Annotated in this window: 23 protein-coding genes and 1 pseudogene; 8 read left to right on the top strand and 16 right to left on the bottom strand. The window is 62.4% G+C overall.

All coding sequences use genetic code 11. The annotated features are described in order from the left end of the window. Positions 1 to 283: 283 nt before the first annotated feature. From AC1DWA_RS11610 to AC1DWA_RS11585, 6 genes and pseudogenes are all read left to right on the top strand, one after another. Positions 284 to 589, top strand: a pseudogene (locus AC1DWA_RS11610) (PASTA domain-containing protein); the annotation flags it as partial. Positions 590 to 718: 129 nt separating this feature from the next. Then, a complete protein-coding gene (gene cuyB, locus AC1DWA_RS11605) occupies positions 719 to 1,495 on the top strand; it encodes a cysteate racemase (RefSeq protein WP_020971074.1) in 777 nt (258 codons plus the stop codon). 36 nt (positions 1,496 to 1,531) lie between these two features. Continuing rightward, complete coding sequence (locus AC1DWA_RS11600) at positions 1,532 to 2,215, top strand: GntR family transcriptional regulator (RefSeq protein WP_019745689.1); 684 nt, start codon at positions 1,532 to 1,534, stop codon at positions 2,213 to 2,215. 62 nt (positions 2,216 to 2,277) lie between these two features. Beyond that, on the top strand, positions 2,278 to 2,655 hold the full coding sequence (locus AC1DWA_RS11595) for an ArsR/SmtB family transcription factor (protein ID WP_477846874.1): 378 nt from the start codon (positions 2,278 to 2,280) through the stop codon (positions 2,653 to 2,655). Continuing rightward, positions 2,652 to 3,248 carry an SRPBCC family protein gene (locus tag AC1DWA_RS11590; RefSeq protein WP_477846873.1) on the top strand — a complete coding sequence of 199 codons (597 nt, stop codon included), beginning with the start codon at positions 2,652 to 2,654 and terminating at the stop codon, positions 3,246 to 3,248. Before AC1DWA_RS11595 ends, AC1DWA_RS11590 begins: the two co-directional genes overlap by 4 nt. 133 nt (positions 3,249 to 3,381) lie before the next feature. Continuing rightward, positions 3,382 to 5,421: a YhgE/Pip family protein gene (locus AC1DWA_RS11585; RefSeq protein WP_477846872.1), complete on the top strand. Its 2,040-nt coding sequence runs from the start codon at positions 3,382 to 3,384 to the stop codon at positions 5,419 to 5,421. Positions 5,422 to 5,443: 22 nt separating this feature from the next. Here AC1DWA_RS11585 and AC1DWA_RS11580 read toward each other — a convergent pair whose 3' ends face one another. The 12 genes from AC1DWA_RS11580 to AC1DWA_RS11525 form a co-directional block, all read right to left on the bottom strand. Continuing rightward, positions 5,444 to 6,643 carry a DUF4185 domain-containing protein gene (locus AC1DWA_RS11580; RefSeq protein ID WP_477846871.1) on the bottom strand — a complete coding sequence of 400 codons (1,200 nt, stop codon included), beginning with the start codon at positions 6,641 to 6,643 and terminating at the stop codon, positions 5,444 to 5,446. A gap of 170 nt (positions 6,644 to 6,813) precedes the next feature. Further along, positions 6,814 to 7,599, bottom strand: a complete 786-nt coding sequence (locus AC1DWA_RS11575) for a RhlG family 3-oxoacyl-ACP reductase (RefSeq protein WP_020909426.1) — start codon at positions 7,597 to 7,599, stop codon at positions 6,814 to 6,816. After that, positions 7,596 to 8,756, bottom strand: a complete 1,161-nt coding sequence (locus AC1DWA_RS11570; RefSeq protein WP_477916644.1) for an acetyl-CoA C-acyltransferase — start codon at positions 8,754 to 8,756, stop codon at positions 7,596 to 7,598. Before AC1DWA_RS11570 ends, AC1DWA_RS11575 begins: the two co-directional genes overlap by 4 nt. Before the next feature lie 52 nt (positions 8,757 to 8,808). Further along, complete coding sequence (locus tag AC1DWA_RS11565; RefSeq protein ID WP_003943088.1) at positions 8,809 to 9,792, bottom strand: NADPH:quinone oxidoreductase family protein; 984 nt, start codon at positions 9,790 to 9,792, stop codon at positions 8,809 to 8,811. A gap of 31 nt (positions 9,793 to 9,823) precedes the next feature. After that, positions 9,824 to 10,921, bottom strand: coding sequence for an acyl-CoA dehydrogenase family protein (locus AC1DWA_RS11560; RefSeq protein ID WP_020909428.1), 1,098 nt, complete (start codon positions 10,919 to 10,921; stop codon positions 9,824 to 9,826). Next, the gene (locus AC1DWA_RS11555; protein WP_477846870.1) at positions 10,918 to 12,111 is read right to left on the bottom strand and encodes an acyl-CoA dehydrogenase family protein; all 1,194 of its coding nucleotides are present in this window, start codon (positions 12,109 to 12,111) and stop codon (positions 10,918 to 10,920) included. The genes AC1DWA_RS11560 and AC1DWA_RS11555 overlap by 4 nt, the downstream gene beginning before the upstream one ends. Positions 12,112 to 12,145: 34 nt before the next feature. Further along, entirely contained in the window at positions 12,146 to 12,904 is a 759-nt protein-coding gene (fabG, locus tag AC1DWA_RS11550; protein ID WP_020909429.1) for a 3-oxoacyl-ACP reductase FabG, read from the bottom strand. A gap of 45 nt (positions 12,905 to 12,949) precedes the next feature. Next, on the bottom strand, positions 12,950 to 13,984 hold the full coding sequence (locus tag AC1DWA_RS11545; protein WP_477846869.1) for a phosphotransferase family protein: 1,035 nt from the start codon (positions 13,982 to 13,984) through the stop codon (positions 12,950 to 12,952). Further along, positions 13,977 to 14,759 carry an SDR family oxidoreductase gene (locus tag AC1DWA_RS11540; RefSeq protein ID WP_477846868.1) on the bottom strand — a complete coding sequence of 261 codons (783 nt, stop codon included), beginning with the start codon at positions 14,757 to 14,759 and terminating at the stop codon, positions 13,977 to 13,979. The genes AC1DWA_RS11545 and AC1DWA_RS11540 overlap by 8 nt, the downstream gene beginning before the upstream one ends. Position 14,760: 1 nt before the next feature. Beyond that, on the bottom strand, positions 14,761 to 15,981 hold the full coding sequence (locus AC1DWA_RS11535) for an acyl-CoA dehydrogenase family protein (protein WP_019745701.1): 1,221 nt from the start codon (positions 15,979 to 15,981) through the stop codon (positions 14,761 to 14,763). Further along, the gene (locus AC1DWA_RS11530; RefSeq protein ID WP_113682693.1) at positions 15,968 to 16,771 is read right to left on the bottom strand and encodes an enoyl-CoA hydratase-related protein; all 804 of its coding nucleotides are present in this window, start codon (positions 16,769 to 16,771) and stop codon (positions 15,968 to 15,970) included. The genes AC1DWA_RS11535 and AC1DWA_RS11530 overlap by 14 nt, the downstream gene beginning before the upstream one ends. Then, positions 16,768 to 17,589, bottom strand: a complete 822-nt coding sequence (locus AC1DWA_RS11525) for an SDR family oxidoreductase (RefSeq protein ID WP_283567227.1) — start codon at positions 17,587 to 17,589, stop codon at positions 16,768 to 16,770. Before AC1DWA_RS11525 ends, AC1DWA_RS11530 begins: the two co-directional genes overlap by 4 nt. A 158-nt stretch (positions 17,590 to 17,747) precedes the next feature. Between AC1DWA_RS11525 and AC1DWA_RS11520 the strand changes: the two genes are divergently transcribed. Further along, positions 17,748 to 18,224, top strand: a complete 477-nt coding sequence (locus AC1DWA_RS11520) for a MaoC family dehydratase (RefSeq protein WP_003942878.1) — start codon at positions 17,748 to 17,750, stop codon at positions 18,222 to 18,224. A 90-nt stretch (positions 18,225 to 18,314) separates the two neighbouring features. Here the strand turns inward: AC1DWA_RS11520 and AC1DWA_RS11515 are convergent, their stop codons facing one another. Next, the gene (locus AC1DWA_RS11515) at positions 18,315 to 19,028 is read right to left on the bottom strand and encodes a TetR/AcrR family transcriptional regulator (RefSeq protein WP_019745704.1); all 714 of its coding nucleotides are present in this window, start codon (positions 19,026 to 19,028) and stop codon (positions 18,315 to 18,317) included. Positions 19,029 to 19,132: 104 nt separating this feature from the next. Between AC1DWA_RS11515 and AC1DWA_RS11510 the strand changes: the two genes are divergently transcribed. Next, on the top strand, positions 19,133 to 20,653 hold the full coding sequence (locus AC1DWA_RS11510; protein ID WP_021331756.1) for an AMP-binding protein: 1,521 nt from the start codon (positions 19,133 to 19,135) through the stop codon (positions 20,651 to 20,653). 52 nt (positions 20,654 to 20,705) lie between these two features. Here the strand turns inward: AC1DWA_RS11510 and AC1DWA_RS11505 are convergent, their stop codons facing one another. From AC1DWA_RS11505 to AC1DWA_RS11495, 3 genes are read right to left on the bottom strand one after another with little or no spacing between them, the layout of a single operon-like run. After that, positions 20,706 to 20,993 (bottom strand): putative quinol monooxygenase, encoded by a 288-nt coding sequence (locus tag AC1DWA_RS11505; RefSeq protein ID WP_445386894.1) that lies wholly within the window; start codon positions 20,991 to 20,993, stop codon positions 20,706 to 20,708. Between the two features lie 56 nt (positions 20,994 to 21,049). After that, the gene (locus AC1DWA_RS11500) at positions 21,050 to 21,682 is read right to left on the bottom strand and encodes an HAD family hydrolase (RefSeq protein ID WP_205907017.1); all 633 of its coding nucleotides are present in this window, start codon (positions 21,680 to 21,682) and stop codon (positions 21,050 to 21,052) included. A 38-nt stretch (positions 21,683 to 21,720) separates the two neighbouring features. Further along, entirely contained in the window at positions 21,721 to 22,395 is a 675-nt protein-coding gene (locus AC1DWA_RS11495) for a TetR/AcrR family transcriptional regulator (protein ID WP_019745708.1), read from the bottom strand. Between the last annotated feature and the right edge of the window lie 21 nt (positions 22,396 to 22,416).

Below are 22,416 nucleotides of genomic sequence, written 5' to 3'. Positions count from 1 at the left end.
GATCGTCGCAGAACCTCCGATTGCCGGCTGACTAAAGTCGTTTAGGCGCACCGATGGGGATTAGCCATTTAGCGCTAGTTTCGCCGTCCACCACTCTGACGTTTTTCGCACCCTGCTCTATGCGTTTCGCGTACCCCTCGCGTCCACTATTCGGACCCGTGCACCGTCGGGAATGAAGTCAGCAGGGCGATTGTCTTCTCTTTTTTACGCGACTTTGTAGGCGCAAGTCGTACAGGCAGCCGTCGACCGCGATTCCGATCGTGGCCGAATCGCCGCGACCTCGACAACTCAACCCACGACGTCGAATACTTCACTGTCCACCACCCCAGTCGCCGCGGAAGTGACGCCCGCTGCAACTCCCGCGATCATGCCCAACGTCGTGTGCATGAATCTTCAAGACGCGCAGGACACCATTCAGTCGGCCGGAGTCTTCTTCTCGAGAAGTGCTGACGCAACTGGCGCGGGTCGACGCCAACTGGTCGATTCCAACTGGATTGTCGTCGATCAGACACCCTCTGCCGGAAGTCCTTTCGGGGAAATCGAAGCCGTGCTCTCAGCCGTCAAGATCGGCGAACCCAACCCCTGTTGATCGAGCGAGATCTCGAACTTCGCAATTCCGGGAACGCCGCGCCCTACTTGACAACTACCTTCAACCTCCTTCACTGTAGTCAACATTATGAGTATCCAATATATTGGATGCGAAAGGTTGGATTGCAACATGAAGGTGCAACGAATACGGCAGAGCGCCAACTCTCCGGCGGGCATGAGCGAACCCGTCATCGGAATACTCGGAGGCATGGGGCCGGCCGCTACTGCGGACTTCTACTCCAAACTCGTTGCCCTGACGCCAGGTTCGACGGATCAGGAGCACCCCAAAGTTGTCATCTGGGCCGATCCCACGGTTCCCGACCGGACATTGGCACTCACCGAGGACGGCCCGGACCCCACCCCCTGGCTGCTTCGAGGTGCGCGCGTCCTCCGAGAGTCGGGCGCAACGACGCTCGCCATCCCATGCAATACCGCCCACGCCTTCCTGCCCGCCATCTCATCCCAACTGGGACTTCCCGTCGTCCACATGATCGACGAAGTTGCTCGGCACATCCGGACGCTCTCACCCGCCGTCACATCCGTCGGACTGTTGGCCACCACGGGGACGGTCCGCACCGGGTTGTATCAACAATGGCTGTCGGAATACTCGATTGACGTCCTGGTGCCAGGACCTGCGATCCAGGACGAACTGGTGATGCCGGCGATCCGAGCAATCAAGAGTGGCAACGTCGGAGACGAGACCACCGACAAACTCGTCAGGGCCGCCGATCTTCTCGTCGAATCGGGCGCGCAGGTCGTCGTGGCCGGATGCACCGAGATTCCGCTCGGACTGCCCGCCGACGCCACAACCTGTCAGATCATCGATCCGGCAACAATTCTCGCCCGCGCGCTGCTCCTACGCGTTGCGGATGCCCGGAAACACGCGTCGTTGGCCGACCTGGGCTGACCTGCGACAAGCAACGTGCAGAGTACGATATCCAGTATGTTGCGTGGCGGTAAACCGGTTGAGCGAGCACGAATGAGCGACATCGCTCTCGAACGCATTCGCGAAGCGATCGTCACCGGTGAACTGGCGCCGGGCTCGAAGATCAAGGACAGCGAACTCGCCGAGTATCTGGGATTGAGCAGAACTCCGGTCCGCGAAGCGCTCGCAAGGCTGGTCGACACCGGACTCGTGGAAGCGAAGCCCGGTGCGTACACGCGCATAACCACCCTCGACCGCGGCGACGTCGAGGCAACACTCGCAGTCATCGAAGCTCTCGACCAACTGGCCGTCGTCACCGCTGTACCGAACCTCACCGACGAGATGATCGGGGCGATGCGCTCCGCCAACAAAGACTTCGCCGCTGCCGTCAAGCGAAACGACATAGGCCGAGCGCTGACCGCGGACGATCGCCTACACAGCGTCATCATCGACGCTGCGGCAAATCCGCTGTTGAAGAAGCTGATTCACCAGGTTCACCCACAAATTCACCGCATCTACTACCGCAAGTTCTCGAGCCTTCTCGGCAGCCAGGACTCCGTCGACCATCACAACAAGCTGATCGAGCTGTGCGCAGACCACGATGCCGAGGCGGCAGCGACACTGTCGGCCGAACATCGACGCCATCTCGGCGGGCTGATCGGTGAACTCTTCGACGCCGACGAGTTCGCGCTCTCGGACTGACCGACGCCCGAATACAAGTTTCGGCGCTTGCCTATATTGGCCACTGCCGATATAAATGACTGGTGCATGCGTTCGACGTTCTCGGAGACCCAGTTCGGCGAAGAATCATGGAAATCCTGTCCAGCGGCGAGCGCTCGGCGGGTCAGATCGCCGAAGTCGTGGCAGCGGAGTTCGGAATCTCGCAACCGACCGCGTCCGGGCACCTGCGAGTGCTCCGAGAAAACGGATTCGCCACAGTCCGCAGCGAAGGCACCAGGCGTCTCTATGCCGTCGAGCCCGCGCCATTGCAAGAAGTGGACCAATGGCTCGACGGATTCCGGCAGTTCTGGAGCGGTCCTCTCGACGCATTGGCCACAGAACTCGCACGCGGGAAACGACGCGGCTCCGAACGGAGCAGATCTTCACAACCGAATTCTTCCGACCAAGGAGACTCACAATGACCGAGATCGCGAACCAGGACACCAGCCTCACCGCGGTAGAGCGGAGCATGGGCAACCGCGAGATCGCAGAAGGTGCGGCTCGAACTGCCGTACTCAAGCGCCGCTACAACGCGTCGGTCGACGACGTCTGGGACGCCATCACGACCCCTGACCGCATCAACCGTTTCTTCCTTCCGGTGAGCGGAGACTTCCAGGTGGGCGGCTCGTACGCCTTCGAAGGCCAGGCAAGTGGCGAGATCCTGGCCTGCGACGCCCCACGCCTGCTGCGACTGCAGTGGACACCGCCCGGCGATCGCGGATACAGCGATCAGGTCGAGATCAGGCTGACTGCAGACGGCCCCGACGCCACCTGGCTCGAGTTGGAGCACGCCTCCGTCGCCGATGTCTTCCGCAACGACCCTGATACCGGCTGCTACGGCGTCGGAACCGGCTGGGAAGGCCCACTTCACTACCTGGGCGAATACTTGCGCGGCACTCTCCCTGATGCGCCGAGCACCGAGTGGTACACCTTCGACGAAGCAGAGGAGCTTCGTCTGGCCAACTTCCGAGGGTGGGAGTGGGCAAAGATCGAGGCAGAGCACGGCGGCCGATAACGCCCAATTCTTCGAAAACGGTCACAGGATGGCCGTTTGCTTTGTATCGTGACCGAGCTGGACGTATGTCCAGCAGTTTTGGTGGCTTTCTTTCGTGCCACAACTGCTTCGGTCCACGAGAAGAGAGCTCCACATGGCGCCACAACCCGTAGTCGACAACGCGGCCACGACGCGACGCACGCACATCATCCGGACAGTTCTCGCTGTCCTCGTCATCGCACCGCTGTCGATTGCGGCGTTCTACATGTGGGCACTGTGGGATCCGGGCGACACGGTCAACCGCTTGCCCGTCGCCATCGTCAACGCCGATGCCGGCACAGAACTCGACGGAACACGTCTGCAAGCCGGCGATGAAGTTGTTGCCGCGCTCGTCGAGAGCGGAGACGTTGCATGGAAGGTCGTCTCGGAACAGGAAGCCGCCGACGGCGTCAACGACGGCACCTACTACTTCTCGGTCGTCATTCCCAAGACTTTCAGCGCAGACGTGGCCAGTGCCGCATCGGGTTCGGGCCGCAAGGCCGAACTCGACGTCTTGTACAACGATTACAACAGTCTGGTCGCCGGCCCGGTCGGTGAAAGCATCATCGCTCAGGTGCGCTCGGCGGTCTCCGAGTCGATCGGCGAGCAGTCCATCGACCAGGTGCTGGTCGGGTTGGGTGAACTCGGAACAGGATTCGGTGAAGCAGCCGCTGGCGCGCAACAACTCTCCGACGGATCCTCCGAAGCACTCGCCGGAACCAACGAGCTCTACGCCGGAAGCAAGGAACTCGCCACCGGCATGGGTGAAGCGAATCAAGGCGGCAAGGAGCTGGCCGCCGGAGCCGGCGAGCTGGCTGCTGGAGCGAACGAAGCTGCTGCAGGCTCGGGCGAGCTGAGCAGCGGACTCAACCAGTTGGTCGGGGGAACCGACGAACTCGGCGCAGGAGCCCTTCAGATCAGCGAAGTGGTCGACATGGTCACCACCCCGGTACTCGACCTCGCGGGGTCCTCGGACGCCGTCGTCGGTCAGATCGACGCCCTCACGTCGATGCTTCGAAACTCGGCTGATCCGGTCTCCGCCGGACTCGTCGAAGCCCTGGGTGGACTGCGGGCTTCCCTGACTGCACAACCGTCGGACGACGACGTGATCGGTCAGCTCGGCCAGCTTCGCGACGGTGCGCGGGAGATCTCGCGCCAACTCACCGATCCGAGCAGCGACTACCGTGGCGGGCTTCTTGCCGCGGCGGCCGGTGCAGGTGAACTCAACACGGGACTAGGCCAACTGTCCGACGGCGCAGGCCAACTCGCTACCGGCGCACAGGAACTCTCCACCGGCCTCGGGCAGTTGGACACCGGAAGTATTGCGCTCCGTGACGGTCTCGGGCAGCTATCGGCCGGGGTCGGCGAGCTCGACGCGGGCAGCGCAGAACTCGCCACCGGTTTGTCCGACGGCGCCGCCCAGGTGCCGCAGTTCTCGGACGACGAACGCGCCACCACAGCCAATCTGCTCTCGTCCCCGGTTGCCATCGACGCGCGGAACAACTATCCCGCAGCCGGTTTCGGACCGGGAGCCGTCCCTGCCGTGATCTCGGTGGCACTGTTCCTGTGCGGAATTCTCACGTGGTTCGTCGTCCGTCCACGACGCGGACGTTCACTGAACTCGCACACCAGCGTGGTGCGTGAGGGGCTGCGCCGCTACCGCATTCCCGCCCTGGTCACCTTGGTCGCGGCGCTCGTGTTGTCGGTGGTGTCACTGACCGTGGCAAACGTCGAACCACCTAGTGTTCTGGCGATGATCGCAGTGATGATCCTGGTGGGTGCCGCCGCGGTCAGCTCGGGCAGGCTCTTCACCGTTGTGTTCGGAGCCGTCAACGGAACCTTCATCGCTTTGGGCGCCTTGATGATTCAGATCTTCGCCTTCGGCGCGGTGTACCCCATCGAACAGATGCCGACGGTTCTGCAGTGGCTGCACGCTCTGATGCCACTCACGTGGGCGCGCAACGCCATGCGTATGGTCCTAGTCGGATACTACGGGCCGAAATTCTGGGTGGCGGTAATCGCTCTGGCTGCCTTGGTGATCGGAGCCGTCTTGTTCACCATCTGGTGGCGCCGCCGACAAGAACCGCCGACCGACGCCGATGACGACGCGCCGATCACCGAGGAGATCGTGTACCTCCAACCAACGCAAATGTAAATCTGCGCAAACGTGAGTCGGATCAGCGAACGAGCGTCGTACGCATCAACATGACGTTGTAGTCGGCCCACGTGGTGGCAAGGAAGTACAGATCCGAACCACTGGACCACGGGTGGATGTATGCAGCGTAGATACCGGGAACCTCGACCAGATTGACCAATGTTTCCGGTGCCGTCCACGGACCGACCGGACCGGGAGCGGTTCGCATCACGATCGAACTGAACGCGTCGGCGTACATCGCCACGAACTTGCCGAGGAACTCGTTGTACTGAACGGAGATCTCCCCGATGCGGCCGTCCATGACGGGTACGGCCGCAGCGGGATCGGCTCGGATCCAGCCGTTTCCGTTCCAGTACTCGTAGGCGGAAAGATCGAGGATCGCCCCCTCGGGCGCGCGAGAAAGTCGAACCTCGCCGGATCGTCCCGCGGGGGTTCCGTAGTTGTAGACGAACTCGCCGTCCTTCACCATCGAGCTCATCTGAAAGTTCTCGCTACCGGCGACGGGGGCGACACCCGCGGGAAGAACCCCACCGATGTTGGGGCGCAGCGTCTCCGGACGCATGGTCCACGTCTCGCCGTTGTCCGAGGAGGTGGCAATCTGTGAGTAGTTTGTACTCCACTGCCCGGCCTCGCCCCAGTTGCGCACCGACATGTAGCTCAGATACTGCACACCGTTCACTGCTATGCCGCTCGTGGGGATGCTGGAAGCCTCGACGCCCGGAATCTTCAGACCGGAGATGATCTCACGCGCCTGACCGGTACCGTCCTTCGGCGCGCTGTCGATGCGCATACCGTCGGCGAGTACCCGATCCGAGCTGCGGAAGAGCACATTACTTCGCCACTCGCCCACCAAACCGTCGCAGGTGGGGTTACGACTGAGCCCGGTGGTATCGCCGAAAGCGGTCAGAATCTGCCCCGCACCGTTGTCCCACATGATGCCCAGGTCGGTTCCCAGGACATTGAAGCGATCAACTGTCTTGTTGGGACTGTATGTGCCGGTGACTTTTTCGATCGCGGTAGTACGACCGGACAGACCTGGCAACCCTCCGGTGTTGCCGTTGAGCCACGGCGCCGCATTGGCCGGACCTCCACTACTACCGACGCCACTGACTCCGACGCATCCCGGCGCAGCCATCGCCGGCGAAGCCACCGCCGTGACGGCAGCAGCTGCCAGAGCAGCAACTACCCCGAACACCCCCAACGATCTCCCCGCGCGAAACATGACTCCCCCATGGCCGGGATTGTTGGTGTTGTCGTCGTTCCCCCCGAACCTCGGACAATCTAGCAACTGCAGTCACAGATAACCCAATCAGGCAAAGACGCGAAAAGGCCTGAAAGTCATAGTAGTTCAGACTTTCAGGCCTTTTCGGACAGAGAAGATCAGTCAGTAGGTCAGCGCGCTCCGCTCGCACCGCCGTCGAGTGGAATCACCGCGCCGGTCAGATAAGCCCCGGCACGTGAAGCCAGGAAGATGGCAAGACCTGCAGCATCCTGGGGAGTTCCGACCCTGCCCAACGGGACCGAGTCCGCCACAGCCTTTGCACTCTGCTCGTCCTCGAGGAGGAATGCCATCATCTTCGACGGGAACGGGCCCGGCGCAATGGCATTGACCGTGATCTGTTCCCCCGCAAGCGTTGCCGCGAGCTTGCGCGTCAACATGTGCACCGCAGCCTTACTGGCTCCGTACGAGAAGTTCTCCGAACCCGACACCACGAGTCCGTCGATCGATCCGATATTGATCACGCGCGCGGGATCTTCCGCAGTGGCCGCAGAACGCAACTGCGGCAACAGCTTCTGCGTCAAGAGGAAGATTGCCTTGACATTGATGTCGAAAATCTTGTCGAAGCCGGCGGCCGGAAAATCGTCGACGGGAGCTCCCCACGTGGCACCGGCGTTGTTGACCAGTACGTCGAGCGTCGGCGAAATCTCGGCGACCTTCGCAGCGAGGCTCTCGATCCCCTCGTCCGTGGACAGATCGGCCGGATGCGAGATGCAGGTGCCGAACTCCGAAAGCTCTCGCGCGGCTTCGTCACAGGCTTCGGCTTTTCGGGCCGAAATGACGACCGTCGCTCCGCCTTCGACAAATCCACGAGCGATCATGTATCCGATGCCGCGTGATCCACCGGTGACCACAACGGTCTTGCCACTGACGTCGAACAGTCCCTCGATCAAGCTCATGCGACCTCGAAAAGCCCGGCAGCACCCATGCCGCCGCCGATGCACATGGTCACCACCACGAGCTTGGCTCCGCGCCGTTTTCCTTCCAGAAGAGCATGGCCGACCAGACGAGCACCCGTCATTCCGTACGGATGGCCGACGGAGATACCGCCGCCGTCGACGTTGTACTTCTCGGGATCGATCCCGAGCTTGTCGCGGCAGTACAGGGCCTGAGAGGCGAAGGCCTCGTTGAGTTCCCAGAGATCGATGTCGTCGACCTTCAGTCCGTGAAGATCCAGCAGACGCGGAATCGCGAACACCGGTCCGATGCCCATCTCGTCGGGAGCACAACCCGCGACAGCCATCCCACGGTAGATACCGAGAGGAGCCAACCCGCGGCGTTCCGCCTCGCCTGCCTCCATCAGCACCGAAGCGGAGGCACCGTCCGAGAGCTGAGACGAGTTGCCCGCAGTGATGGAGGAATGCGCACTGACAGTCCCGTCGGCCAGAACCGGTCGCAGACTCGACAGCCCTTCCAACGTGGTGGAAGCGCGGTTGCCTTCGTCCCGGGTCAGCGTCACGGACTCGCTGCGGATCTCACCCGTCTCCTTGTCCTGCACCTGCTTGATCGAGGGCAGCGGGACGATCTCGAGATCGAACCGACCTGCGTTCTGAGCTGCTGCGGTCCGCTGCTGCGAGACGAGCGCGAACTCGTCCTGCTGCTCGCGGGTCACTCCGTAGCGCTCGGCGACGATCTCGGCCGTGTGCAGCATCGGCATGTAGATCGACGGCTTGTTTTCCTTCAGCCACGGATCAGCCGCGCGGAAGTTGTTCATGTGATCGTTCTGGACCAACGAGATCGATTCGACTCCGCCGCCGACCGCGATCTGCATTCCGTCGTCCACGATCTGCTTTGCTGCGGTCGCGATGGCCATGAGCCCGGACGAGCACTGACGATCGATCGTCATTCCGGAAACCGAGTCCGGAAGCCCGGCCCGCAGCACCGCTTGCCGTGCGACGTTGCCGCCGGAAGATCCCTGCTGCAGCGCGGCGCCGAGGATGACGTCCTCGACCTCGCCGCCCTCGAGGCCCGCGCGCTGAACTGCATTCGAAATGGCATGTGCAGCAAGCTCTTGAGCCTGAGTGTTGTTGAACGCGCCGCGGTACGCCTTACCGATCGGGGTACGCCTTTATTAACCGCCGGGGGTTAATAAAGGCGCACAGCAAGAATCAGGGCTGGAACACGACGCGACCAACAGTGGTGCCGTCGCCGAGGCGACCGATACCGTCGGCAACGTCCGTCAACGACAACCGCTCACTGATCAGTGGTTTGACCAAGCCGGCATCGGCGAGCCTGGTGAGCTCGACGTGGCAGTCGTCGATGGCCTGCTGGTTGTAGGCCTTGTACAGCCCCCAGTGCAGTCCGATGATCGAATAGTTCTTGATGAGAGCGTGATTGAGTGCCGGCTGCGGGATCGTGCCACCAGCGAAGCCGATGATGACGATCCGTCCCTCGAAGGCGATGCACTTGGTGGACTTCGCGTAGGCGTCGCCGCCGACCGGATCGAAGACCACGTCGGCGCCCTTGCCGCCGGTGAACTCCTTGACCGCTGCCACGAAGTCCTCACTGTGACGGTCGACGACGAGGTCTGCGCCGAGCTTGCGCGCGTACTCGGCCTTGTCCGGGCCGCCGACGACGCCGATGACCTTGGCGCCTGCCGCCTTGCCGAGTTGCACTGCCGCACTACCCACACCACCCGCAGCAGCGTGGACCAACAACGTCTCACCCTCGAGCAGTTGGGTGCGGCGATGCAGAGCGAACCACGCTGTCTGATAGCCGATGCTCAGAGCGGATGCTTCCGCGTCGTCGAGAGCCGACGGCGCCGGGAACGTGTTGTTCTGATCCAGTACCGAGTACTCGGCGAATCCGCCGGACGGCAGACTCGGATTACCGATCACCCGGTCCCCCACTGCGAACTTGGTCACCGATTCACCGACCGAGACCACTTCACCACACAGTTCGACACCGGGTGTGAAGGGCAGTGGCGGCTTGATCTGGTACTCACCCCGGCACATGAGGACGTCGGGGAAGTTGGCCGGAGCCGCCAGCACCTTGACCAACATCTCCGTCGCATTCGGGGTGGGATCCGCGGTCTCCTCCAACGCGAGCACATCGCGGGGTTGACCGAGTTCGTTGACGCGCCAAGCCTTCACAGCAATTCTCCAGACAGATAGTGGGTGAGTTTCAGGACGAGATCGGGAGGTCGACCAACTCGGCGAGGCGTGCCCGATGCTGATACGCGGTTCCCAGCGACAGCTGATCGCTCTTCGCCCGTTTGAGGTACAGGTGCGCCGGATACTCCCACGTCATTCCGATACCACCATGAAGTTGGACGCATTCCTCCGCAGCATGAACCGCGACGCCGCTGCAGAATGCCTGGGCCACCGTCGCTGCGATCGCCGCATCGGCGTCGCCGCGCGCATAGGTGTCCGCCGCATATCGTGCTGCCGCTCCCGAGGAGCTGACTTCGAGCCAGAGATCGGCGAGGCGGTGCTTGATCGCCTGGTACGAACCGATCGCCCGGCCGAACTGCTTGCGCTCCTTCACATACGCGAGAGTCGTTTCGAGGCACCACTGAGCTACAGCGAACTGTTCGGACGCCAGAAGTGCGCTTCCGCAGAGCAACGCTTCCTCAACCGCTTGCGCCGCATTGCCGCTGTCGACACGGACCGACGACGAACCCGAGAACTCGACGTCCGCCAATCGGCGCGTCATGTCCAGGGACAGAACCGGCGTGACGGTAGCGTCGGCGATCCGAACGGTGTGCAACTCCAGGCCGCTCTCACCGGCAACCGGAACAACAAGAACATCGGACTCGGCGACGCCGGCAACCGTCGTGACGCTGCCGACGAGTCCACTCGCCGTTACCTTGACAGTAGGTGTGAAAGTTCCTGGTGCAGTGGACAACGGGACGACCAGAGCAGCCGTCGAATCCCCCGCTGCCAATTGACCGAGCACCTCGGTCTCGCCGGCCTTCAGCAACGCCGTCGTCGCCAGCACCGCGCTGGAGAAGAACGGAACGGGAGCGACCGCACGTCCGATCTCCTCCATCACGACCGCCGCCTCACGCGTCGACGCACCTGCCCCGCCCAGTTCCTCGGGTACCAGCAGTCCCGCCAAACCGAGTTCCGACGCCAGCGACTTCCACAGCCCGGTGAAGTCGGCGGACACGTCGTCGTACGCCGTGACCACGGTGTCGGCGCCGGCCCGCTCGCTCAACAGTCGTCTGACGCTGGCTCGCAGATCTTGTTCGGTCTCGGAGTACAGCAGATCGGCGCTCATCGGGGTAAGTCCTTCCAGGCGATGTCCTTGTCGACGCGATGCTCGGGCGGCAACCCGAGTACACGTTCTGCGATGACGTTGCGCAGGATCTCCGACGTTCCGCCCTCGATCGAATTGCCCTTGGCTCGCAGGTACCGGTATCCGGGTTCACGCCCGGTGAAGTCGACGGAATCCGGTCGACGCAGCGTCCAGTCGTCGTAGCGCAGACCGTCCTCGCCGTGCAGCTCGAGGTCGAAACCCGAAATCTGCTGAGCCAAACCGGCAAACGCGAGCTTCATTCCCGAGCCTTCGGGGCCGGGCTGGCCGGCGGCGAGCTGCTGGCGCAGTCGCTCACCGGTCAGACGCGCAACTTCGGATTCGGTCCAGAGCCGCATCAACTCGTCGTGCATCGCCGGATTACGCAGCTCGGGCTTGTCACGCCAGGCCTGAGCGACCTTTCCGATCATGCCTCCCTCACGCGGTGCGCCCGAACCGATGGCAACACGCTCGTTGTTCAGGGTGGTTGTCGCAACCTTCCACCCCTGGCCTTCGGCTCCGAGGCGATTGGCGTCCGGAATCCTGACGTCCGTGAGGAATACCTCGTTGAATTCGGCCTCGCCGGTGATCTGACGCAGCGGCCGGACATCGACGCCCGGGTCGGTCATGTCGCAGATGAAGTAGCTCAGACCCGCATGCTTGGAACGTGACGGATCGGTCCTGGCCACGAGAATCGCCAGCTGCGCATTCTGCGCGCCCGACGTCCATACCTTCTGCCCGTTGACTATCCAGTCGTCGCCGTCGCGGACGGCGCGGGTAGCGACGGCCGCGAGGTCCGACCCTGCGCCCGGTTCACTGAACAGCTGGCAGTAGACCGTCTCCGCAGTCCACAACGGGCGCAGGAACTTCTGCTTCTGCTCCTCGGTACCGAAGGCGGCGATGGTCGGTGCCGCCATGCCGAGTCCGATGCCGTTCTTGCCGGTGGCCGGGCCGGGTGCGCCGGCGGCCTCCAGCTGAGCGTTCACCTGACGCTGAAAGCTCTGCGGTACACCGAGTCCCCCATGACCTTCGGGGAAATGAACCCACGCCAGTCCGGCGTCGAATCGTGCGCCGAGGAAATCCGACACCGACACACGGTTCGGATCGTTCTCCGCGAGAAGCGTGTTCACCTTTTCGGTGAGATCACGCGATACTGCCTCTTCGTCGAAAGCCATGCCCATTCCTTCGGTTCGAGCGGTGAGCGGACGGTCAGTCCTTGGGTCCACCGGCGACGTAGACGACCTGACCGGAAACGAAGCCCGCGCCTTCACTGACGAAGAACGACGCGGTGTGCGCGATGTCCTCGGGCTGACCGACGCGGTTGACCGGAATCTGCGAAGCGGCAGCGGTCTTGAAGTCCTCGAAGCCGACTCCCATGCGCTCTGCCGTTGCGGCGGTCATCTCGGTTTCGATGAATCCGGGGGCAATGGCGTTGGCGGTGACGCCGAACTTGCCCAATTCGAAGGCCAATGTCTTGGTGAATCCCTGCATGCCGGCCTTGGCTGCGGAGTAGTTGACCTGTCCGCGGTTGCCGAGAGCCGACGTGCTCGAGAGGTTCACGATGCGGCCGAACTTCGCTTCCACCATGTACTTCTGCACCGCGCGCGACATGAGGAACGCTCCGCGCAGATGGACGTTCATCACCGAATCCCACTCGGCGACGCTCATCTTGAACAGAAGGTTGTCGCGAGTGATGCCGGCATTGTTGATCAGCACGGTAGGTGCACCGAGTTCTGCGGCCACACGATCCACCGCTGCAGCAACCGAAGCCTCGTCGGAGACGTCAGCGCCCACGGCCAGTGCTTGGCCGCCTGCGGCCTTGATCGCGTCGACGGTTCCGGCACACGCTGCTTCGTCGAGATCCAGCACGGCAACGGCAAAGCCGTCTTCCGACAGTCGCTTGGCCACTGCCGCACCGATTCCGCGTGCTGCACCCGTGACAATTGCGGTTCTACGTTCCTGGCTCACTGGCCCTCCATAATTTCGTGATTCGACGGACACCGGACGATCTCGTCAGATCCCGGCCTGATCTGCAATTTCCCTGGCTTTGGCTACCAAGGCGTCAATACGTTCCACGGTGGGAGTTCCGCTCTCGGCGGCATTCTGCGGTTCGTCGCGGGCGCGACGCATCACGCCCTCGGCGATCACGGCGATCTTCCACAGCCCCAAGGTGTGCCAGAACTTCAGCGCAGCCGGATCCCGTCCGGTGGCCTCGAGATAGATCCGGGAGATCTCCTCTCGCGAAGGGAATCCCGGGAGCGCTGACGCCGGGAAATCGCCACCAGTGTCCTCCCCGGCCGCCGGCCAGTACGCCAACAAGCTTCCGACATCGGCCAACGGATCACCGAGTGTGCAGAGTTCCCAGTCGAGGGCCGCGACAACTTCGCCGTTCTCAGCGGAGGTGATCACGTTGCGTAGGTGAAAGTCGCCGTGCACCAACGTGGTTTCGGTGTGAGCCGGCTGAGCTGCAATGAGACGTCGGGTGAGATCGTCCAGGTCAGGACATTCCCGCGTCTTCGACTGTTCCCACTGTCCGCCCCAGCGCTTCAGCTGCCGTGCAGCGTAGGGCTTGTGGCTTGCCAGGTCGTCGAGACCGGCCTTCCCGAGGTCGACGGCGTGTATCTTCGCCAGCGTCTGAGCGAGCGAGATTCCGATTGCCCGGCGACGATCTTCCGACAACGCCTCAGCAAGAGGCATTCGGTCCACCACCTCGCCGTCCACGAATTCCATGAGGAGCAGCGGAACTTCGGTGACGGCTGGATCCTCGGTCAACCCGAATACTCGCGGCGAAGGCACGTCGGTGGATTCGAGAGCGCTCAGGATTCGAGCTTCGCGCGCCACGTCGTGAGCCGAGGCCAGCAGGTGCCCCAGCGGTGGGCGTCGTAGCACCCAGCGATTGCCGGCCTGATCGCGAACCAGGTACGTGAGATTCGACTGCCCCAGGCCGATTCGATCGAAGGACAACGGCCCGGTGAAGTCGATCCCCAGGCCTGCTATCCACCCGGTGACCGCTTCGGTATCGAGTCCCACTACTCCGACGCTAGCCACCGACGGACGCTCCCTGCCGGAACGGGAGTGCGTCACCCAACAACTGGCCACCGCCGATGGTCATGATCTCGCCGGTGATCCACTGGGCTGCATCCGAAACCAGGAAGGCGATGGCAGCGGCCACGTCCTCGGGTTCACCGATGCGTCCGAGAGCGGTCGACGCGGACACCGCTTCTTCATGTTCTTTCCACAGAGCTTCGGCGAGTTTGGTTCTCACCACTCCCGGAGCAACGGCGTTGACACGAATCTTCGGTGACAACTCGAGCGCCAATTGCTTGGTGATGTGGATCAGAGCAGCCTTCGACGCGTTGTACGTACCGATCCCGGCCTCGAACGCCATGCCGCCGATCGAGGCGGTGTTGACCACGGAACCACCGTGCTCGCCCATCCAGGCCCGCGCTGCCAGGCCGGTCCACAGGACTGGAGCCCACACGTTGACGTCGAAGGTCTTGGCGAAGCGCGAGTGATCCTGGTTGATGATCGGCCCGAACGACGGGTTGGTGCCCGCGTTGTTCACCAAGATGTCGAGACTGCCGAAACGCTCGATCGTCTGCTCGACGCACTTGCTGGCAGCATCCTCGTCCGTCGCGTGAGCGCCGACGCCGATCGCGTTGCCGTTCACCTGCGCGGCAGCCGCATCTGCGGATTCCTGTGAGCGCGAGGTCAGTACGACGTTTCCGCCCGCCGCCGCAATCGCCTGCGCGGTCGCGAGGCCGATGCCCCGCGATGCGCCTGTGACGATTGCCGTCTTACCGGTGAGATCCAGTCCTGCCATGTCAGTTCGCCTTGACTTCGCGGTACTTGCGCAGTTCCTGCTTGGCGATGGCGCGCTTGTGCACCTCGTCCGGGCCGTCAGCCAGGCGAAGGGTGCGCATGTGGGCGTAAGCCATCGCGAGCGGGAAGTCGTCCGTGACGCCGCCGCCGCCGTGAACCTGGATGGCGCGGTCGATGATCTTGAGCGCGATGTTCGGCGCTGCAACCTTGATGGCTGCGATCTCGGTGCGCGCTTCCTTGTTGCCCACCGTGTCCATCATGTGTGCGGCCTTGAGCGTGAGGAGTCGAACCATCTCGATGTCGATACGAGCCTCGGCGATCCAGTCCTGGATATTTGCGTTGTCACTGACAGGCTTTCCGAAGGTGATGCGGGTGGATGCGCGCTTGCACATCAGTTCCAGTGCGCGCTCGGCCATTCCGATTGCACGCATGCAGTGGTGGATGCGGCCGGGGCCGAGGCGGGCCTGGCTGATCGCGAATCCTTCGCCCTCGCCCGCGAGAATGTCCTTGGCCGGGACGCGCACGTCCTCGAAAGTGATCTCGCCGTGTCCTTCGCGGTCCTGGTAGCCGAAGACCGGCAGGTTGCGCAGGATCGTGACGCCGGGCGCATCAATCGGAACGACCATCATCGACTGCTGACGGTGGGTGGCGGCATTGAAGTCGGTCTTGCCCATGACGATCAGAACCTTGCAGTTCTGGTGCAAAGCGTTGGAAGCGAACCACTTACGGCCGTTCAGTACGTACTCGTCGCCGTCACGGTCCATACGAAGCTGGATGTTGGTGGCGTCGGAACTGGCAACCTCGGGCTCGGTCATCGCGAAAGCAGAACGGATTTCGCCTTCGAGAAGCGGCTTGAGGTACTTCTCCTTGTGCTCGTCGGTGCCGAAGAGCGTGAGCACCTCCATGTTTCCCGTGTCCGGAGCGGCGCAGTTGGTGGCTTCGGAAGCCAGGTGGCTGCGGCCCATGATCTCCGCAAGCGGTGCGTATTCCAGGTTGGTCAGCCCGGGGCCCCATTCGGGATGCGGGTGAAAGAGGTTCCACAGCCCGCGCGCCTTGGCTTCCTTCTTCAAGTCGTCGATGATCGGCGGCTGGAAGTGCGGGTTACCGGACTCACGCATCTGCTCTTCGTAGACCGCTTCGGCCGGGTAAACGTGCTTGTCCATGAAATCGAGCAGTTCGGCCTGGTACTTCTTGGTGCGATCCGAGAACTCAAACACTGACATGTGAACTCCTGACAGAGAGGGAAGGAAAATTGGGGGCTCGATGTTCGAGATGGCTGTTGACGCCCTCGACGACATCCGGGCCGTGAAATGCGTTCAGCATCAGCGATTCCGCACGCCTGGCGGAATCGGTGAAGGTCGAGTGCGCGTCGGCACTCATCTGAGATTTGATGACGGAGAGGGACGTCGGCGAGCAGTTGGCCGCGATGTCCTCGGCGTAAGCAATCGCCGCATCCAGAACGTCACCGCCGCTGACCAGGTGGTCGATCAAACCGATACGGTACGCCTCGTCGGCATCCACCATCCGGCTGGAAAGCAGAAGATCGACTGCTCGGCTGTGACCGACCAAGCGGGGCAACATCCAGGAGATGCCGTACTCCGCAATCAGGCCTCGACGCGCGAACGCGGTAGTGAATCGCGTTGCGCTCGAACCGAAACGAACGTCACAGTACAGAGCCTCGACCATTCCGAGCCCTGCGGCGACGCCGTTGACGGCAGCGATAAGCGGCTTGCGAATGGTGGTCGGGAAATCACGGTCCCGTGGTCGGACAAGATCACTTTCGGAGACGTCGCCGACGTTCTTCAAATTGCCGAGGTCAGCCCCCGAGCAGAATCCTCGACCGGAGCCGGTGACAACAATTGCTCGGACACTGGGATCTTCGTCTGCTGCGGCCAAAAGGTCGTAGTACTGATCTTCGAGCTCGTTGGTCCACGCGTTGAGAACGCGGGGCCGATTGAATGTCAGGACCAGCACCGCTCCTCTCTGCTCGGAGAGGACGAGTTCCTCGGTCATCGCGTTCCCGCGAGCAGCGACGCCTGATACCGGCGCATCCCGCGCAGCCAACGGTCGTAGTCGGCGCCCTTCTGCCGGTACATGTCCAGAACGTTCTTGTGCGGAAGGATGAGGAATTCCTCGGCATCTACTGCGGCAAGAACGATTTCGGCGCATTCAGCAGGCTCGAGAACATTGCCTGCCGCAAGCACGGCCCCGGTTGCGGCCTTGCCGACCGGATCGCCGGAGTTCTCGCCTTCGTAGAGAAGCTTGGTGTTGACACCCATCGGACACAGGCAACTGACGCGAACGCCCTGATCTCCGTAGGTGATCGAGAGCCACTCGGCAAACGCGACCGCGGCATGTTTGGTCACCGAGTACGCGGCGGACCCGACCTGACTGAGCAAGCCGGCAGCAGAGGCAGTGCTGATGAAGTAGCCTTCCCCGCGCTCGGCCCAACCAGGGACGAGGAGCCTGGCGGCACGAATGTGGGCGCGAACGTTGACGTCGATCGTCGTGTCCCAGACGTCCTCACTGATGTCGAGGCCCATGCCTCCGGTGACGCCGGCATTGGCGAAGTAGAGGTCGACCGGGCCGAATTCCTTTTCCGCCTGCGCGATGAGGCCCGCAATGACCGTCTCGTCGGAGACGTCGCCACCCGCAGACACTGCTGCGCCGGGATGCTCCATGTTGATCGCCTCTGCCACTGCCGAAGCTGCCGCCCCGTCGAGGTCGGCTACTACGACGCGAGCGCCCTCTGCGGCCAGTCGCTGCGCCAACGCACCGCCGATCCCCCCGCCGCCACCGGTGACAATTGCTACCTTCTGGGCAACCTTCATGAGCGATTCCTCTCGCTTGCGTCATACCTACGCGCTGACAGTGATCCACGTCTCCCCTCATGTATAGTTGAATCCGGCGTCAGTTTCAACCGTCGAATCGCGACGGTCACCCGAACGGCCCGTTCCGTCCTCCTGAACTGCGAGTAAAGGGATCAACGATGACTGAAAACCAATTGCCCGTCCGCCCGTCCACCTTCGCCGAGCTCGAGAAGCTCATCGGCCAGGAACTTGGCCCGACGGAGTGGTACGACATCACCCAGGAGCGCATCAACGCGTTCGCCGAAGCCACAAACGATCATCAGTGGATTCACGTCGACCCGGAACGAGCCGCATCGAGCCCGCTCGGCAGCACCATCGCGCACGGACTCTTCAGCCTCTCGCTGGGCCCACAGTTCTCCTACCAACTCATCCACTTCGACGGCTTCGCGCACAGCCTCAATTACGGCTACGACAAGGTTCGCTTCCCCGCTCCGGTTCCCGTGGGATCCCGGGTCCGCATGCGTGCAACCGTTGTGTCCGCGGAGCAGTTGCCCGGCGGAATCCAGGTGAAGATGAGCCAGGTGGTTGAGCGCGAAGGTTCCGACAAGCCAGTCGTCGTGGCCGAATCCGTCGCTCGCGTCGTCGAGAAAAGCTGAACAGAGAAAAGCTGACTAGAGAAAAGCTGAAACAAGACTCGGCACGTCCCGGCCGCTCGAACGTCGATACGGCCGGGGCGACCTGCCGCTTCAGGATCGGTCAGGGAACTTCAGCGCGTTAGCCCACAGGTCTGTCACCGTGGCGACAATCTGATCGAACTCCGGCGAACGCCCGTCCACCTCACCCTCATGGAGGGTGAACAGACTGTAGGCGAGCCGACTCACCATGCCGGACAGAGCAATTGACGCTGTCATTGGATCCAGCGTCGTGTCCGCGATACCACGACTCTGCAGATCTGCAATCCCGCGGGCATTACGGCGTATGAACGCATTGGCACGCTCGCTGCGGAACTTTCGGAACTCCGGGTCGATGTGAGCAACCTGCTCCATCAGCCCCATCAATTTCGCATTGCGTTGATACGCCGCCAGATACGCTCGATTACTTGCCTCGAGCACGGCGTACGGATCGTCTGCGCCCGCCACGCGTCCCATGCCCGGGTGCATCATGTCGTCTCGCGCGACCTCGAGGACGGCGGCGAAGACCTCTTCCTTGTTCGCGAAGTAGGTGTAGAACGATCCCGTCGCGCAGCCGGCTTCTTTGGCGATGTCGATCAGACGGGCATCGAGATAGCCACTACGCTCGAATACCGTGCGGGCAGCGGCAATCAGCGCTGCGCGCGTGCGGGTTCCCCGCTCGGTGGTGGGCCGATCTCGGAGCAGCGCAGGCGGAGCCACTGGCAGGGCGGCAATTCGCGATTCGTCATCGAGCACGGTGCGCTCCCCATCCTTCCGAGCCAACATCATTTCGGGACAATCCCAGCAGACTCGATGTTGACGCCGGATTCAAGTGTACGCTCTGGTGAGACCCAGGACACACAATCGGTCGATTCCTCCCGAAAGGCAGAACCATGGTTAGCGTTCTCGACCCGGTGACCCGTCACGCGGAAGTCACACCGGACAACATCGCAATTCGAAACAGCATTGCGATCCGCGGCACGGATGAACACTGGACTTACCGGCAGCTCCACGACGCATCCCTGGCGTTCGCCGGCCGCATTCGCGATGCCGGGTTGAGCGTAGGCGATCGGGTTCTCCTAGCGGCACCGTCGGTAGCGGAATTCGTAGTGGCGTACATGGGAATTCAGGCCGCAGGTTGTGTCGTGGTACCGATCAACACGATGTCGGCGCAACCCGAAGTCGAGTACGTTCTGGACGACGCGGAGATTTCCCTGGCCATCGCGTGGCATCAACTCGGTCCCGCAGTCCAGGATGCAGGGAGCGCGCGCGGCGTCCCGGTGTGGACACTCACCGAAGAGTCGGCGAAGGCCGATCATGCACCCGCAACTGTGGTCGACCGTGAAGCAACAGACACCACGGCGATTCTCTATACCTCCGGCACCACCGGACGCCCGAAGGGCGCTCAGCTGACCGTCGGGAATTTGTTGTCCGCCGGTGAGATCGGCGCCGAGAGCAGCCGCGGAAACCCATCGGACCGCACCGGAACCGGACTGCCGCTCTTTCACATCTTCGGCCAGGGTTCGGTCATGATGGCAACCTTCACCGGCGGCGGATCACTGTCCCTGCTCGCCCGGTTCGACCCCGCTGCCATGCTCGACCTGGTCCGCCGGGACAAGCTCACCATCATGGCCGGTGTCCCCACCATGTGGAATGCCATGCTGCACGCCGCCGCCGATGTGGACAGCTCCGACTTCGAACAACTCAGGATCGCAATCTCCGGTGGCGCATCACTTCCCGGTGAAGTTGCTCGCGCCTTCGAAGCACGGTTCAACTGCACGATCCTCGAGGGTTACGGCCTCACCGAGACGAGCGCGTTCGGGACTTTCAACAGCATCGACCGCGTCGCAAAGATCGGATACACCGGCCGCGCCGTACCGCGCACCGAGGTCGAGGTGCGTGATCACGACGGAAATGTCTGCGAGGCAGGCACAGTGGGCGAGGTGTTCATCAAAGGACCGACGGTCATGAAGGGTTACTGGAAGCGCCCTGAAGACACCGCCGCCGTTCTTTCCAACGACGGATGGTTCCGCACCGGAGACCTCGGTGAGACCGATCCCGACGGGGACCTTCGCATCGTCGACCGCGTGAAGGACCTCATCATCCGTGGTGGATACAACGTCTATCCGGGCGAGGTCGAAGAGGTGCTCTACCAGCACCCCGACATCATCGAAGCCGCAGTGATCGGCATACCCGACGACTACTACGGGGAGGAAGTTGCCGCAGTGGTGGCCGTGCGTCCAGGCTCCGACCTCGAAGCAGACGCCGTCACTTCGTGGGCTCGGGAACGTCTCTCCGCCTACAAGATTCCCCGAGTCGTCCAGTTCATCGATGCACTCCCGAAGGGTTCGACGGGAAAGATCCTCAAGCGATCGATCGACCGAACCGAACTCCTCGCCCAGAAGCAGAACTGAAAACACAGGTGAGCCCCGGCGAGATTTCGCCGGGGCTCACCTGTTCACTCGCTCAGAGAGCGTCGAAGTACTCGATCTGCGGGGCGCCGGCGAGGAAGGGTGCCATCGCCTTTCCTGCAGCCTGGAAATGCTCGGACGTTCCGTGAGTCTTGATGGCAGCACCGTCCTGATACAGCTCCATGAACTTGTAGGAATTCGCATCCGTTTTCGAGCGGATCAGTTGATACAGAACCGTTCCGGGCTCCTCCGTGCGCACCTTCTCCGCAAGTTCGGCGATTACGGCTTCGAACTGCTCGCCGCTTCCGTCCTTGACGATGATATCCGCGATGACAGCAATCATTCGTTCCTCCAAAAGTGTTCCGGCAGTATTCGAGTGTTACCGAGAAACCTACAGTTTCACTGCGTGGGCAGTAGTCCGAACGTCGATGCCAATTGCCTGCGAGTGCTTTCTGCGTCGGTGTGGAGAATGCCGGCGATCCCCAATCGTGCCGCACCGTCGAGATTCTGTTGCAGATCGTCGATCATCACGGCATCTTCGGGCGCGACGCCCAGGCGCTCACACGCGATGGTGTAGATCTGACGGGAGGGCTTACGAATCCCGACTTCCGAGGAGATCACCACTTCGTCGGCCAGGTCCTCGAGAACAAAACCCGCATAACAATCACGCCCGAAAGCATTGGACACGAGCGCAACAGGGTGTCCCGCCGCCCGCACGTCTGCGAGCAGACGCACCATCTCCTCGTCTCGAATCAGCCCGGCTTGCATACGGTCGACCAATCCAGCACTGTCGACGACTGCGCCGTGCGCTCGTAGACGTTCTCCGAATCCGGCCTCGAAGGCCTCCTGGTCGATCTTTCCGGATTCGTGATCGGCGAGCAGCCTCTTCGAGACGTCGTCGCGGGAGAGCAGGGTCAACGGAAGTCGTGGGTCTCCCCCAAGCGAGGCCCCGAAATCTTCGAAGGCCTGAAGAACACTGGAGGTGAGAACTCCACCGAAATCGACGAGCACTGCCGTACGCGTAGGTGTCATTGCTCCATCAGACACCAAACATGAACCCGGCGTCAACATCAGTTTTGGCGCAGCGAGAATTGTAAAGTGTTGATCCACAACCGGTTGACCGTATCGAGCAGACCATCGAAGGTCACTCCGGCGGCGCCGTCCTCGCCGCCGCGGGATACGAAGTACCCGAACGCAAGTCGACTGATCATCCCGGAGAGTGCCCGAGACGTCAGTAGCGGATCCAGGTTCGCGTCCGCCAGACCGGCTTTCTGCAGCTTCTCGATACTGCGCGCGTTGCGTCGAACAAACGCGTCAGCACGCTCGAGGCGGAGAACCCGGAACTCCGGATCGATACTTGCGACCTGCTCGAGCAGCCCCATCAGCTTCGCGTTCCGTCGGTATGCCTCGAGGTACGCGCGGTTGCTCGCCGCGATGACCTCAGCGGGATCCGCGCCTTTTGGAGTGTGCGGCATGCCCGGATGCATCATGTCTTCGCGCGCCAGCTCCATCACAGCCGCGAAGATCTCCTCCTTGCTTGCGAAGTAGGTGTAGAACGTACCGGCCGAGCACTGCGCCTCCACCGTGATGTCGATCAGACGCGAGTCCAGATAACCGGTCCGTTCGAAGACGGTGCGAGCCGCATCGATCAACGCTCGACGCGTACGCAAACCACGCTGAGTGGAGGGGAGTTCCCGTGACACTGTCGACGAAGCATCTTCGGAGCCTGTGCGTGCTGCAGCCATGCTCCAGTTATACGTCAGACG

The sequence above is a fragment of the Rhodococcus sp. P4_F3_2 genome, from assembly GCF_056401335.1.
The sequence above is the reverse complement of the archived record's forward strand: the minus strand, read 5'-3'. Positions and strand labels throughout refer to the sequence as shown.